We start from the raw sequence: 13,601 nt of genomic DNA, 5'->3' as shown, positions 1-13,601 counted from the left end.
AGTCGCAGCACTGCGTGGCGTGCTGGACAAACTGCTGCGCAAGCGCTTCGGCGACCTGCCCGAACCGGCGGCGCAGCGCATCGCCACGGCCACGCAGGCGCAACTGGAACAGTGGTGCGAGCGCGTCCTCGACGCGCCAGGCGTGGATGCGGTCTTCGGCGGCGATACCGCGCCGGGCGCGTGCGGCTGATCTGGCGGCAGCCAACCCGCCATTGTGGCCAGGCACGGCCGCAGCGCAGCGCTGGCCGCCCTTGTCTGTACGCCCTTGTCTGTACGCCCTTGTCTGTACCGTGCTGCGGCGTGCACCCGCCCGGCAGGGCAGGCCTGCGGCGGGTGATAGCGCGCTCAGCTCAATTCATCGCGCGGATCGCGCGCCAGCAATTGCGCCAGCATCGCCTGCGGTGTGCCGCCATCGAACAGCACGCCCGCCACCGCATTCGTGATCGGCATGTCCACCCCCAGCTTGTGCGCCAGCGCCCGTACCGCCTTCGCGCACGGCACGCCTTCGGCCACATGCCCGAGTTCGGCCACGATGCTTGCCAGCGCCTTGCCCTGCGCCAGGCCGAGGCCGACGCGGCGGTTGCGCGACAGGTCGCCCGTGCAGGTCAGGATCAGGTCGCCCATGCCGGTCAGTCCCATGAAGGTGCCGGGCACGCCGCCCAGCGCCATGCCCAGGCGGGTAATCTCGGCCAGGCCGCGCGTGATCAGGGCCGCGCGCGCATTCAGGCCCAGGCCCAGCCCGTCGGCCACGCCGGTGGCGATCGCCAGCACGTTCTTGACCGCGCCGCCCACTTCCACGCCGACCAGGTCGTCGCAGGAATACACGCGGATATTGCCGCCATGGACGGCGGAAACGACCCGCTCGCGCAGCGGCTCCGAGCGCGAGGCCACCGTCAGCGCGCACGGCAAGCCGCGCGCCACTTCCTGCGCGAACGACGGCCCCGACAAGGCGCCGCCCGCCACGCCGGCGCCCAGCACTTCCGCCACCACCTGGTGCGGCAACAGGCCGGTATCGCCTTCGAAGCCCTTGCATAGCCAGACGATATGCGAAATGGCATGCGCTTTGAGTTGCAGCAGCAGCGGCCGCAAGCCCGCCACCGGACAGGCCGCGATCAGCAGCGGCGCGTCCTCCTCGGGTGTGGCGAGCACATGCGACAGAGCGGCGTCGAAGTCGGCCGTGACCCGCAGGCCGGGCGGAAAGGCGCAGCCGGGCAGGTAGGCGCGGTTCTCGCGCTCGGCCGCCATGGCATCCATGGCGGGGCCATTGCGGCCCCACATCAGCACATCATGGCGCGCCGCGAGCGCGATCGCCACGGCGCTGCCCCAGGCGCCGGCGCCCAGGACGGTAATCTTGCGGGGTGAAACCTTGTGCGGGCTGGTCGGCATGGGGCTCAGATGCCCCATACGTCGGAAGCGCGCATATAGCCGGTGATGCCGTCACGATGGCGCACCTTGATCCAGCTCGACGCCGGTGCATCGACCAGGTCGAGCAGCACGCCCTTGTCGGCGCTCATGACCGGATTGGCGTCGCCGTCGGCCGCGCTGCGCACCTTGGCATTCGCGTTGCGCACCACCACCGTGCGGCGCGCGCTGAGCGACTTGGCTTCGGCCCAGGCCAGGTCGCCGGCGACATCGCGCAGCTTGACCCATTCGCCATAGGTGAGCACGACTTCGACCGGCATGCCGCGCGGCGCGATGAACAGCTTGGCGCCCTTGAGCGACGGTGCGTCATACAGGATCAGGCTGGCCGCGCCGACGCTCTTGAATTCGAGGGCGTGCGCGCAGGACGAGGCCAGCACGAATGCGGCACTGAGGAGAAAGCGGGGAATTGTCATTGCGTGGCCTTCGCCGTGAGAATGCAGGGTAGGCGGCCGCCAGTGGCGGGAGCCCGGAACAGGACCCGCGCGCCGCTGGTGCGCGCGGGCGGCCTGGCCACCCTGCGGTCGTGCTTAGTGTGCTGCGGTGTCTGCTGCGCCTGCTTCAGCCAGCGCCTGACGACGCTGCTGGTAGAACACTTCGAAATTGATTTCAGCCAGGTGCACAGGCGGGAAGCCGGCACGGGTGATCACGTCGGCGATGTTGCCGCGCAGGTAAGGGTAAACGATGTTCGGGCAACCGATTCCCAGCAGCGGATCCATCTGGTCCGCAGGAATGTTGCGCGCTTCGAAGATACCAGCTTGCTTGCCTTCAACCAGGAATGCAACCTTGTCCTTGACCTTGGCGGTCACGGTGATGGTGACGGTCGACTCGTAGATGCCGTCGGCGATGGCTTCGGCGCCAACGTCCAGCGACACTTCGATCGACGGCGCTTCTTGTTCCAGGAAGATGGCCGGGGAATTCGGCTGTTCCAGCGACATGTCTTTCAGGTAGACGCGTTGGATTTGGAATACGGGTTGCAGATTTTCGTCAGACATGGAACGCTTTCGTTGAGAAATTAACAGAACGGCGACACGCCGTTCCCACTGTGCTTGGACTTCAAACGCGACGGCAATTGTAGCAAAATCATACGGCTTGAAATAGTTTTGCGCAATCGATTAGCGGTAATCCCGGACTATATGCCGATCAAAGCCCTTTTAACAAGGGATCGAGGCGTCCTTGTTGATCCAGCGCATATAAATCGTCGAATCCGCCGACATGCGTCTCGCCCACGTAAATCTGGGGCACGGTGCGGCGGCCGGTCTTGTTCATCATCACCACCTTTTGTTCCGGGTCGAGGTCGACGCGGATCTTTTCGATGTCGGTCACGCCCTTCGCTTCGAGCAGGCGCTCGGCGCGCACGCAATACGGGCAGGAGGCGGTATGGTAGAGCACTACATGGGCTGTCATGGTGTTTCCTTTCTCACTTTGCAATCGGCAAGCCAGCGGCCTGCCATGCGGTCTGGCCACCATCGAGGCTGAACACGTCGGTAAAGCCCGCCGCTTCGAGGATCTTGATGGCCTTGTCGGCGCGCGCGCCGGTCTGGCACACGACGATGACGGTTTTGCTTTTCGCCTTGTCGAGCTCGGCGATGCGGGACGACAAGTCTGCCAGCGGAATGTTTTTCGCGTCGCGCAAATGCCCGTTTGCAAACTCTTCCGCCGTGCGCACGTCCACCAGCACGGTCTTGCCGCGGTTGATCAGTTGGGTCACCTGGAGCGAGGAAGCACGTTTGCCGCGTGGTTGCAGCGCCGGCCAGAGCAGGGCGCCGCCCGACAGCACGACGATGCTGACGATAAAAATATGGTCAATAATGAATTTCACGGGGTTCCAATGGTTTAGGACAATCCGCGCATTATAAAATAGAAGCCGGATCTGCTATAACTTCGGCTTCGCCGGCTTGTAGCCTGCACCTTGCACGCACATTTTTCGTATCGGTTTCCCTTCCACCACCTTCTTGAAAATTGCTTATGTACAAAATTGTCTTCATGCGCCACGGCGAATCCACCTGGAACCTTGAAAACCGCTTCACCGGCTGGACCGACGTCGACCTGACCGAAAAAGGCGTGCGCGAAGCGCGCAGCGCCGGCCAGGTGCTCAAGGAAGCCGGCTTCAGCTTCGACGTGGCCTACACCTCGGTGCTCAAGCGCGCCATCCGCACGCTGTGGCTGGCGCTCGACGATATGGACATGATGTGGCTGCCGATCAAGAACGACTGGCGCCTCAACGAGCGTCACTACGGCGCCCTGCAAGGCCTGGACAAAGGCGAAACCGCCGCCAAGTACGGCGACGCCCAGGTATTGGTCTGGCGCCGCAGCTACGACACCCCGCCGCCGGCGCTGGACGCGTCCGACGAGCGCACCTCCTTCGCCGACCCGCGCTACGCCGGCGTGCCGAAGGACAGCATTCCCCTGACCGAATGCCTGAAAGACACCGTGGCGCGCGTGATGCCGGTGTGGGATGAGGAAATCGCCCCGGCCATCCGCGCCGGCAAGAAAATCCTGATTTCGGCCCACGGCAACAGCCTGCGCGCCCTGATCAAGATGCTCGACGGCATCAGCGATGAAGACATCGTCGGCCTCAACATCCCCAACGGCCAGCCGCTGGTGTACGAGCTCGACGCCGACCTGAAGCCGATCCGCCACTACTACCTGGGCGACCAGGACGCCATCGCCGCCGCCGTCGCGGCCGTGGCCAATCAAGGGAAGGCCAAGTAAGTTTTGTCTTTCCAGTTCAAGCAGTTAGCGGCCGGAGCGCTGTGCGCGCTGCTGGCCGTCGCCACGTGCGGCGCCGCTCCGGCGCCCGCTCCCCGCCAGACCGAGCGCAGCAAGCAGAAAGTGCTGGCGGAGAAGACGCGCGCCGGCATCCAGCAAAAGCTGGCCGAACTCAAGCGCGAAGTCAGCAAGACCGAAAGCGAGCGCGAGGATGCGGCCGATACCCTGGCCGAATCCGAGGAAGCCATTTCCGACGCCAACCGCGTGCTGCGCGACCTCGCCAGCGAACAGAGCGAGACGAATGCCACCGTGGCCGAACTGGCCGCCTCGCAGGAGCAGCTGGCGGCCACCATCGTCAGCCAGAAACAGCAACTGTCGCGCCTCTTGCGCGAGCAATACGTTGCCGGTAACGAAGACCGGATCAAACTGCTGCTCTCGGGCGACAATCCGAACCGCATCAACCGCGACCTGCAGCTGATGGCCTATGTGTCGAAAGCCCAGGCCAGGCTGCTCGGATCCTTGCACGGCAACCTGGCCGCCGTCGCCAGCAACCGCGACAAGGCCGAAAACGCGCGCGAGGAACTCAACGAAATCGCCCAGGAAGAGCGCGAGCAGAAAGCCGTGCTGGAGAAGGAAAAGGCGCGCCGCGCCGCCTTGCTCGGCTCGCTGTCGGTGCGGCTGGCCGAGCAGCGCAAGGAAATCGGCAGCCTGGAGCGCGACGAACAGCGCATGGCCGGGCTGGTCGACAAACTGTCCAAACTGATCAAGGAACAGGCCGAAGCGGCCGCCGCCGAGCAACGGCGCCAGGAAGCGCTGGCCGCGGCGCGCGCCAAGGCCGCCGAGCAAGCCCGGGTGCTGGCGGCGGCCAAGAAGGCCGAACGCCGCGCCGAACGCGAGCGCGAGCGCGAACGGCTGGCGCGCGAAGCGGCCAACAAGCCGCCCAAGGTCGATCCGCGCACCGGCGCCAAGACCCCCCCGCCGGTGCCGGTCCCGGTCCCGATGGCGCCGATCGACGACGACGAGCCGCCCGTGACGGCCCAGGTCCCCGAGAAACCGGAACCGGCGCCGCCGCGCAAGCCCGATATCGCGCTGGCCCCGGCCATGCCGGAAGGCGCGTTTGCCAGCCTGCGCGGCAAGCTGCGGGCCCCGGTCAGCGGCAGGCTGGCGGCCCGTTTCGGCGCCAAGCGCGGCAGCGGACCGAGCTGGAAAGGCATGTTCATCAAGGCCGAGGAAGGCAGCGAAGTGCGCGCCGTGGCAGGCGGACGGGTGGTGTTCGCGCGCTGGATGCGCGGCTTCGGCAACCTGATCCTGGTCGACCACGGCAGCGAATACCTCTCGATCTACGGTAACAACCAGGCGCTGTTGAAACGGGAGGGCGACGCCGTCAAAGGCGGCGACCCGATCGCCAGCGCGGGAAACACCGGCGGTAACGAGGAATCGGGGCTATACTTTGAAATCAGGCACAAGGGTGCGGCAGTCGATCCGGCGGGCTGGGTGAATTTCTGACGGTATTACTATAGGTAGAAGAATGAAAGTCAAAAGTATCGGCCTGATCGGCATTGGCATGGTGGCCGGCGTGGCCGCGTCCTTCCAGTTTTCGGCCATGGCGCAAAAACCCGGCAGCGCGCCCCTGCCGCTCGACGAGTTGCGCCAGCTCACCGATGTCTTCGGCCTCATCAAGACCGACTACGTCGAGCCGGTCGAAGACCGCAAGCTGCTCTCCGAAGCCATCACCGGCATGGTCGCCTCGCTCGACCCGCACTCGGTCTACCTCGACAAGAAAGCCCTGCGCGAAATGCAGGAAAGCATGCAGGGCCGTTTCGTCGGCCTCGGCATCGAAGTGGCCATGGAAGAAGGCTACGTCAAGATCGTCACCCCGATCGAAGATTCGCCGGCCTTCCGCGCCGGCATCAAGGCGGGCGACCTGATCACCCGCATCGACAGCACCCCGATCAAGGGCCTGTCGCTGGACGAAGCGATCAAGAAAATGCGCGGCGAGCCGAAAAGCAAGGTGGTGCTGACCATCGCGCGCAAGGGCGACGACATGCCCTGGATCGTGCCGCTGGTGCGCGAAGAAATCCGCGTCCAGAGCGTCAAGGCCAGGATGGTCGAACCCGGCTACGGCTGGCTGCGCATCAGCCAGTTCCAGGAACAGACCGTGGACGACATGGTCAAGAAGGTCAACGCCCTGTACGCCCAGGACCCCAAGCTCAAGGGCCTGGTGCTGGACTTGCGCAACGATCCGGGCGGCTTGCTGCCGGGCGCGATCGGCGTCTCGGCCGCCTTCCTGCCGCATGACAAGCCGATCGTCTCGACCGCCGGCCAGCGCCGCGATTCGAACGAAGTGTTCTACGGCCGGCGCGAATTCTACGCCTCGCGCAGCGGCGCCGACCCGCTCGCCAAATTGCCGGCCGCGCTGAAGAACGTGCCGGTCATCGTGCTGGTCAACACCGGTTCCGCCTCGGCCTCCGAAATCGTGGCCGGCGCCCTGCAGGACTACAAGCGCGCCATCATCATGGGCACCCAGACCTTCGGCAAGGGCTCGGTCCAGACCCTGCGCCCGCTGACCAAGGATACCGCCGTCAAGCTGACCACCGCGCGCTACTTCACCCCGAACGGGCGCTCGATCCAGGCCAAGGGCATCGTGCCCGACATCATGGTCGACGAAAGCGCCGAGGGCGACGGCTTGAACAGCCTGCGCGTGCGCGAAGCCGACCTGGAGAAGCACCTGTCCGACGGCAGCGGCAAGGACAGCGTCGATCCGGGCAAGGCGCGCCGCGACGAGCTGGAAGAAGACCAGCGCGCGCAAGCCTTGGCCAAGAGCCGCAAGCCGCTCGAATTCGGCAGCAAGGACGACTTCCAGCTGGCCCAGGCCCTGAACCAGTTCAAGGGCTTGCCGGTCAAGCTGTCCAAGGTCGAGCCGGTGCACGACAAGGAAGCCGACAAGGCGAAGGACAAGGCGGCCGTCAAGCCGGCGCCGGACGTCAAACCGCCCGAACTGAACAAGGGCGACAAGAAGTAATGCATCGGAACACGCGATGAACGACGACCAGCTGCTGCGCTATTCGCGCCACATCCTGCTCGATGAGATCGGCATCGAAGGCCAGCAGCGGGCGCTGGCGGCGAGCGCGCTCGTGATCGGCGCCGGCGGGCTCGGTTCGCCGGCGGCCCTGTACCTGGCCTCGGCCGGGATCGGGCGCATCGTGCTGATCGACGATGACGAGGTCGACCTGACCAACCTGCAGCGCCAGATCCTGCATACCACCGAACGGGTGGGGCAGCCCAAGGCCGACTCCGGCCGCGCGGCGCTGCTGGCAATTAATCCCGGGATCGAGGTGGTGGCCTTGCGCGAGCGCGCCGCCGATGCCCGCCTGGCCGAGCTGGTCGGGCAGGCCTCGGTGGTGCTCGATTGCAGCGACAACTTCGCCACGCGCCACGCGGTGAACCGGGCCTGCGTGGCGCGCAAGGTGCCGCTGGTGTCGGGCGCGGTGATCCGCTTCGACGGCCAGATCAGCGTGTTCGATCCGCGCCGCGGCGATTCGCCCTGCTACAGCTGCCTGTTCCCGCAAGACCAGCGCTTCGAGGACGTGGCCTGCAGCACCATGGGCGTGTTCGCGCCGCTGGTGGGCGTGGTCGGCGCGATGCAGGCGGCCGAGGCGCTCAAGCTGGTGATGCGCATCGGCCAGTCGCTGGCCGGACGCCTGCTGCTGCTCGACGGGCGCGCCATGGAATGGACCAGCATCGGCGTGGCGCGCAATGCGGGCTGCCCGGTATGCGGGTGCGCGCACTAGCGCATCGTTCGTAGCGCGAGGGTTGGCGCTTGACGCCCCTGTCGACCCCTCAACATAGTCATTTGTGCATTTGTCTTTCTGACATTGCTCTCGACCGTACGGACCCGTGCTATTCTTGCGACCCAGCATAATATCTAACGTTCCGTCCAGGGAGATGCATCACATGAAACGTCCGCTCGTCCTCGCTGTCGCCGCCGCCCTGAGCTGGTCGGCGCATGCCGCCACCCAGACCATCCGCTATGAAATGCACGCCGAAAACGGCAAGCGCATCGGTGAACAGGTCGTCGAGCGCGACGACGATGGCCTCACCCGCGTGCGCTTCATCTACAAGGACAACGGGCGCGGCCCCGAGCTGAGCGAACAGTTCCGCCTGGGCGCCGACGGCACCATGAGCGAGTACACGGTCAAGGGCAACTCGACCTACGGCGCGGTGGTGGACGACCGCTTCGAACGCAAGGGCGACCAGGCAAGCTGGAAATCGACCTCCGAAAAAGGCCAGAAAACCATCAGCGGCCCGGCCATGTACGTGCCCCTGAACGGCTCGGCCGAAATGGCCTCGATCGCCATCGCCGCGCTGGCCGCCAGCCCCACGGGCAGCCTGCCGCTGCTGCCTTCCGGCACCCTGACCCAGCGCAAGCTCGATGAAGTGGAGGTCTCCGCCAAGGGCCAGACGCGCAAGGTGCAGCTGTTCGCCCAGACCGGCCTGGGCATGTCGCCGCAGTTCTACTGGGCCACCACCGACGCCAAGCCGCGCCTGTTCGCCGTGGTCATCCCCGGCTTCATGACCGCCGCCGAAGAAGGCTGGAACGAGGTCGGCAAGGTGCTGGCCGAACGCCAGAAACGCGCCGAAAGCAAGATGCTGACCGACCTCGCCGGCCAGCTCCAGCACAAGCTGAGCGGCCTGACCGTGGTCAGGAACGCGCGCATCTTCGACAGCGAAAAAGCCACCGTCGGCGCGCCGTCCGACGTCTACGTGCTGCGCGGACGCATCAGCGCGATCCTGCCGGCCGGCTCGCCCGTGCGCGGCGCCGTCAACGAGATCGATGCCGCCGGCCGCATCATGCTGCCCGGCCTGTTCGACATGCACGGCCACGTGGGCCGCTGGGACGGCGGCCTGAACCTGGCCGCCGGCGTCACCACGGTGCGCGACATGGGCAACGATAACGCCCAGTTGCAGCAGATCCTCGACGAAGTCGCCGACGGCCGCCTGCTCTCGCCGCAAGTGGTGCCGACCGGCTTCCTGGAAGGCGAAAGCCCGTTCTCCTCGAACGGCGGCTTCGTGGTCAAGGACCTGCCGGCCGCCAGGAATGCGATCGACTGGTACGCCGAACACGGCTATCCGCAGCTGAAGATCTACAATTCCTTCCCCAAGGCGATCCTGAAGGAGACCGTGGCCTACGCCCACCTGCGCGGCCTGCGCGTGTCGGGCCACGTCCCGGTCGGCCTGCGCGCGCACGAAGCGCTGGACGCCGGCTACGATGAAATCCAGCACATCAACCAGGTCATGCTGAACTTCCTGGCCACGCCGGACACCGAAACCCGCACCCTGGAACGCTTCATCCTGCCGTCCGAAAAAGTGGCGGACCTGGACTTCGAGTCGCCCCGCGTCAAGCAATTCATCGCGCGCCTGAAAGCCAGGCAGATCGTGATCGACCCGACCCTGGCCACCTTCGCCTTCCTGAAGCAGCGCGACGGCGACCTGAACGAGCCCTTCGCGGCCGTGGCCGACCATATGCCGCCCGATGTGAAGCGCGGCTTTCACGTCGGTACCATGAAGATCGCCGACGAAGCGGCCCAGAAGCGCTACGAAAAATCCTACGCCAAGATGGTCGACTTCGTCGGCCGCCTGTACCGGGCGGGCGTGCCGATCGTGGCCGGCACCGACGAAATGGCCGGCTTCACCCTGCAGGCCGAGCTGGAACTGCTGGTCAAGGCCGGCCTCACGCCGGCCCAGGCGATCCAGGTCGCGACCCTGAACGGGGCGCGCTACACGCGCACCCTGGCCGACCGTGGCACGGTGACCCAAGGCAAGCTGGCCGACCTGGTGCTGGTCGACGGCGACCCGACCAGGCAGATCGGCGACATCCGCAAGGTGGCGGCGGTGATCACGCGCGGTTACGTGGTCTACCCGCATGAAGTCGACAAGGCCCTCGGCATCGTCCCCTTCGTCAAGGATGCGCCGATGGTCAAAGCGCTGGCGCCGGTGTCGAGCAACCTGGCCGACGGCGGCAACGACGGCGCCCTGCATCGCCTGTCCGGCAGCAGCGCCAGGCACCATCACTAAGCACGGTCTCACTCAGCACCTTCGTTGCGCCGAAGATGAGCCGGAGATGCGCCGGAGATGCGCCGGAGATGCGCCGGAGATGCGCCAGTGCGCGGCGGCGCTGTCGATTCGTCCATCATTGGAAAGCGCCGCCGCACTGGCTTACAATCATGCCGTCCACGGACGCGGTGGCGCTCTTCGCACCGCGTTCCAAAGTAACTTGTATGACGTCCTGCAACTTAAGATTTCACCCGCGCAATTATGACGGTGAGATGACGCAAAATAGCCCGCAGTTGTATAGCGACGGCGGGCCTTATTGGCCTTATACTCCGACTTCATCGTAGAACTTCACACTGACTGACTATGAAACTCGCTGCACACCGTACTCTCCGCCAGCGCGCCGCGCGTGGCTTTACCCTCGTTGAAATCATGGTGGTGGTGGTCATCATCGGCGTGCTCGGCGCGCTGGTGGTGCCGAAGCTGCTCAGCCGCACCGTGGAGGCGCGCATCACCGCCGCCAAGAGCGATATCGCCAGCCTGAACCAGGCCCTCAAGCTGTACAAGCTGGACAACCAGCGCTATCCGACCACCGAACAAAGCCTGAGCGCGCTGGTGGCCAAGCCGACCAACGGCCCGACCGCCAACGGCTGGAAGTCGGGCGGCTACATCGACAAGCTGCCCAAGGATCCATGGGGCAACCCGTACCAGTTCCTCTCGCCCGGCGTGCAGGGCGAGGTCGACGTGTTTTCGCTGGGCGCCGACGGCATGCCGGGCGGTACCGGCGACGATGCCGACATCGGTTCCTGGGACCAGTAAGCCGGGCCGGCTGTCTTGAAGGCCATGCAGGCAGTGCGCGCCAGGCGCGGCTTCACCCTGATCGAGGTGATGGTCGTGATGGTGATCATGGGTATCGTGCTGGGCATGGTGTCGATCAACGCCATGCCGAGCCCGCGCCAGAACCTCGAAAACGAGGCGCGCCGCCTGGCCTTGCTGCTGCAACTGGCGCGCGACGAAGCCATCGTGCGCAACCGCCTGGTGGCCTTCGAAGCCGACACCGAGCGCTATCGCTTCCTGGTGCGTAACGAAGCGGTGTGGGAACCGGTCACGCGCGACGACCTGCTGCGCGAGCGGCCCTTCAAGGGCGCGCCGGTGCAGCTGCTGCTCGACCCGCCGGTGTCGGTGGGCGGCGGGCCGGTGCGCATCACCTTCGGGCGCGAACCGGTCGACAAGCCGTTTGTCCTGACCCTGGCGATCGGCGACGACCGGGTCGCCATCCGGGCCGACGGTATCGGTCACTTTGTCGTTGAATAAACCATGCGCTTGCCACACAACAAACAGTCCGGCTTTACCCTGCTCGAAGTGCTGGTGGCGCTCGTCATCATCGGCACCGCGCTGGGCGCCTCGCTGCGCGCGGTGGGCAGCCTCACTTCCAACAGCGCCGGCCTGCGCGCCGCCATGATGGCCACCTGGTCGGCCGAAAACCGGCTGGTCCAGATCCGCCTGGCCAGGCAATATCCCTCGATCGGCAAGAACAGTTACGAATGCCCGCAGGGCGACCTCAAGCTGCTGTGCCAGGAAGAAGTGCTGGCCAGCCCGAATCCGCGCCTGCGCCGGGTCGAGGTCAGCGTGTTCGACAGCGCCAATCCGGAACGCCGCATCATCAAGCTGGTCCAACTGGTGCTCAACGAATGAGGCGGATCGGACGGCGACAACGGCGGCAGCGGCAGCGTGGTTTCACCCTGGTTGAACTGCTGGTGGCGATCAGTATCCTGGCCATCGTGGCGGTGCTCGGCTACCGCGGCCTGGACAGCATCGTGCGCGCGCGCGAAGCGCTCACCGCCCAGCTCGAATCGGCGCGCGGCATGCAGCTCGCCTTCGCCCAGATGCAGAGCGACTGCGAGCACCTGGCCCCGCCCAGCCTGCTGCAGGGCCGTCCCTATCTGCTGTCCGCCCCCGACCGCCTGACCCTGGTGCGCAGCGTCCACAACGAAAACGACGCGGCGCGCATGCAAGTGGTCACTTACCGCGTGGTCGAGCGCATGCTGACGCGGCGCGAAAGCAATGGCACGCGCGACCTGGTCCAGCTCGACGTGATGTGGCAGGCCGCCATCAGCAATGCCGACACCAGCCCGGCGGTGACCCTGCAATCGGGCGTGAGCGCGATGCAGATCATGAGCTGGGAAAACAATGGCTGGCGCCAGAACACCCAGCCGGTGGCGCAGCCGGTCAGCGTCACGCAGCAGCAGTCGCTGGTCCAGGTCCCCGCGCCCAGCCTGGCGCCGACCGGGCTGCAGGTGCAGCTGCAGGTCGACAATGTGGCGGCCGTGATGACCAAGTCCTTCCTGCTGGGGGGCATGTGATGCGCCGGCCTGGCCCGTATCTGTTCCGGCGCCGCCAGCAGGGCGTGGCCATCATCACGGCCCTGCTGCTGACCATGCTGTCGGTGACCATCGTCGCCAGCCTGTTCTGGCAGCAGCAGGTCCAGGTGCGCTCGATGGAAAACCAGCGCCTGCACCTGCAGACCAAGTGGATCCTGCGCGGCGCGCTCGACTGGGCGCGCCTGGTGCTGCGCCAGGACGGCATCGACAACCGCAGTTATACCAGCCTGTCCGCGATCTGGAACACGCCGCTGGCCGAAACCCGGCTCGACCAGTACATCGAACGCGAGCGGGTCGCCGGCGAAGTCTTCGACGCCACCCTGTCGGGCCAGATCGCGGACGCCACCGCGCGCTACAACCTGCTCAACCTGGCCGACGGGCGCACCATCATTCCGGGCCAGGTCAGGGTCTACAAGCGCCTGCTGCAAAACCTGCAGATCGATCCGGCGCTGGCGCAGCGCACCGCGCTGGCGGTGGCCTCGGCCGGCCTGCCGCCCGCGCCGCAAATTCCCGGCAACGAACAGAAGGGCAGCAACGGCGAGCCGCCCAACCCCGACAGCAAGGCCGAGACCGACGAATCGGGCCAGCCGCCGGTGCCGGTGCCGGTGTCCAGCGGCACCGTGCCGATCGCCCTGACCCAGCTCGACGACCTGCTGGCGATCCCCGGCTACACGGTCGAGATCGTCAACAAGCTGCGCGACTTCGCCATCGTGCTGCCCGAGCGCACCAAGGTCAACGTCAACACCGCCCCGGCCGAAGTGCTGGCCGCCATCGTCGACGGCTATTCGCTGTCCGAAGCGAATGCGCTGGTGGCGCGCCGCAAGCAGGCCTACTATCGCCAGTTGTCCGATTTCACCGGCCAGCTGTACGACAAGGTGCCGGTGAAAAATACCTTCGATGTGAAAAGCGAATTTTTTCTGGTGAAAAGCCGGATACGCCTGGACCGGGCCGCGCTCGATGCGGAAGCGCTGGTCCAGCGCAGGCTGGACGATCGTGTGACGACCACGACCCTCTGGGTACGGCAAAATTAAGAACGAA

The 13,601-nt window shown here is 66.0% G+C and carries 15 protein-coding genes and 1 pseudogene; 11 read left to right on the top strand and 5 right to left on the bottom strand.

Features of this window, described 5'->3' with window-relative positions; translation table 11 throughout:
• A pseudogene (locus tag EJB06_RS32080) lies at positions 1-190 on the top strand (DUF4351 domain-containing protein); the annotation flags it as partial.
• Between the two features lie 155 nt (positions 191-345).
• Here the strand turns inward: EJB06_RS32080 and EJB06_RS28230 are convergent.
• The 5 genes from EJB06_RS28230 to EJB06_RS28210 all read right to left on the bottom strand — a co-directional run bounded on the left by EJB06_RS28230 (position 346) and on the right by EJB06_RS28210 (position 3,241).
• Positions 346-1,386 (bottom strand): NAD(P)H-dependent glycerol-3-phosphate dehydrogenase, encoded by a 1,041-nt coding sequence (locus EJB06_RS28230; RefSeq protein ID WP_126077362.1) that lies wholly within the window; start codon positions 1,384-1,386, stop codon positions 346-348.
• 5 nt (positions 1,387-1,391) lie between these two features.
• Complete coding sequence (locus EJB06_RS28225; RefSeq protein ID WP_126077361.1) at positions 1,392-1,835, bottom strand: SH3 domain-containing protein; 444 nt, start codon at positions 1,833-1,835, stop codon at positions 1,392-1,394.
• Between the two features lie 114 nt (positions 1,836-1,949).
• Positions 1,950-2,414: a protein-export chaperone SecB gene (secB, locus tag EJB06_RS28220; protein ID WP_126077360.1), complete on the bottom strand. Its 465-nt coding sequence runs from the start codon at positions 2,412-2,414 to the stop codon at positions 1,950-1,952.
• 148 nt (positions 2,415-2,562) lie between these two features.
• Entirely contained in the window at positions 2,563-2,826 is a 264-nt protein-coding gene (grxC, locus tag EJB06_RS28215) for a glutaredoxin 3 (RefSeq protein ID WP_126077359.1), read from the bottom strand.
• A gap of 13 nt (positions 2,827-2,839) precedes the next feature.
• Positions 2,840-3,241, bottom strand: a complete 402-nt coding sequence (locus tag EJB06_RS28210; protein WP_126077358.1) for a rhodanese-like domain-containing protein — start codon at positions 3,239-3,241, stop codon at positions 2,840-2,842.
• Positions 3,242-3,387: 146 nt separating this feature from the next.
• On the opposite strand from EJB06_RS28210, the gene gpmA reads away from it, so the two are divergent.
• The 10 genes from gpmA to gspK all read left to right on the top strand — a co-directional run bounded on the left by gpmA (position 3,388) and on the right by gspK (position 13,594).
• Positions 3,388-4,134, top strand: coding sequence for a 2,3-diphosphoglycerate-dependent phosphoglycerate mutase (gene gpmA / locus EJB06_RS28205; RefSeq protein ID WP_126077357.1), 747 nt, complete (start codon positions 3,388-3,390; stop codon positions 4,132-4,134).
• Positions 4,135-4,137: 3 nt separating this feature from the next.
• Positions 4,138-5,637, top strand: a complete 1,500-nt coding sequence (locus tag EJB06_RS28200) for a murein hydrolase activator EnvC family protein (protein WP_229427331.1) — start codon at positions 4,138-4,140, stop codon at positions 5,635-5,637.
• 22 nt (positions 5,638-5,659) lie between these two features.
• On the top strand, positions 5,660-7,153 hold the full coding sequence (locus EJB06_RS28195; protein WP_126077356.1) for a S41 family peptidase: 1,494 nt from the start codon (positions 5,660-5,662) through the stop codon (positions 7,151-7,153).
• Between the two features lie 16 nt (positions 7,154-7,169).
• Positions 7,170-7,922 carry a HesA/MoeB/ThiF family protein gene (locus EJB06_RS28190; protein ID WP_126077355.1) on the top strand — a complete coding sequence of 251 codons (753 nt, stop codon included), beginning with the start codon at positions 7,170-7,172 and terminating at the stop codon, positions 7,920-7,922.
• 163 nt (positions 7,923-8,085) lie between these two features.
• Positions 8,086-10,206 carry an amidohydrolase family protein gene (locus EJB06_RS28185; protein ID WP_126077354.1) on the top strand — a complete coding sequence of 707 codons (2,121 nt, stop codon included), beginning with the start codon at positions 8,086-8,088 and terminating at the stop codon, positions 10,204-10,206.
• A 342-nt stretch (positions 10,207-10,548) separates the two neighbouring features.
• Positions 10,549-11,001: a type II secretion system major pseudopilin GspG gene (gspG, locus tag EJB06_RS28180; RefSeq protein ID WP_126077353.1), complete on the top strand. Its 453-nt coding sequence runs from the start codon at positions 10,549-10,551 to the stop codon at positions 10,999-11,001.
• Positions 11,002-11,025: 24 nt separating this feature from the next.
• Positions 11,026-11,496, top strand: coding sequence for a type II secretion system minor pseudopilin GspH (gene gspH / locus EJB06_RS28175; protein ID WP_126077352.1), 471 nt, complete (start codon positions 11,026-11,028; stop codon positions 11,494-11,496).
• A gap of 3 nt (positions 11,497-11,499) precedes the next feature.
• Positions 11,500-11,877, top strand: coding sequence for a type II secretion system minor pseudopilin GspI (gene gspI, locus EJB06_RS28170; protein WP_126077351.1), 378 nt, complete (start codon positions 11,500-11,502; stop codon positions 11,875-11,877).
• On the top strand, positions 11,874-12,545 hold the full coding sequence (locus tag EJB06_RS28165) for a PulJ/GspJ family protein (RefSeq protein ID WP_126077350.1): 672 nt from the start codon (positions 11,874-11,876) through the stop codon (positions 12,543-12,545). The genes gspI and EJB06_RS28165 overlap by 4 nt, the downstream gene beginning before the upstream one ends.
• Complete coding sequence (gene gspK / locus EJB06_RS28160) at positions 12,545-13,594, top strand: type II secretion system minor pseudopilin GspK (protein WP_126077349.1); 1,050 nt, start codon at positions 12,545-12,547, stop codon at positions 13,592-13,594. Before EJB06_RS28165 ends, gspK begins: the two co-directional genes overlap by 1 nt.
• The last annotated feature ends 7 nt before the right edge of the window (positions 13,595-13,601 follow it).

The organism is Massilia atriviolacea, from assembly GCF_003953935.1.
In the GTDB taxonomy this organism is placed as follows: domain Bacteria; phylum Pseudomonadota; class Gammaproteobacteria; order Burkholderiales; family Burkholderiaceae_D; genus Telluria_A; species Telluria_A atriviolacea.
The sequence above is the reverse complement of the archived record's forward strand: the minus strand, read 5'-3'. Positions and strand labels throughout refer to the sequence as shown.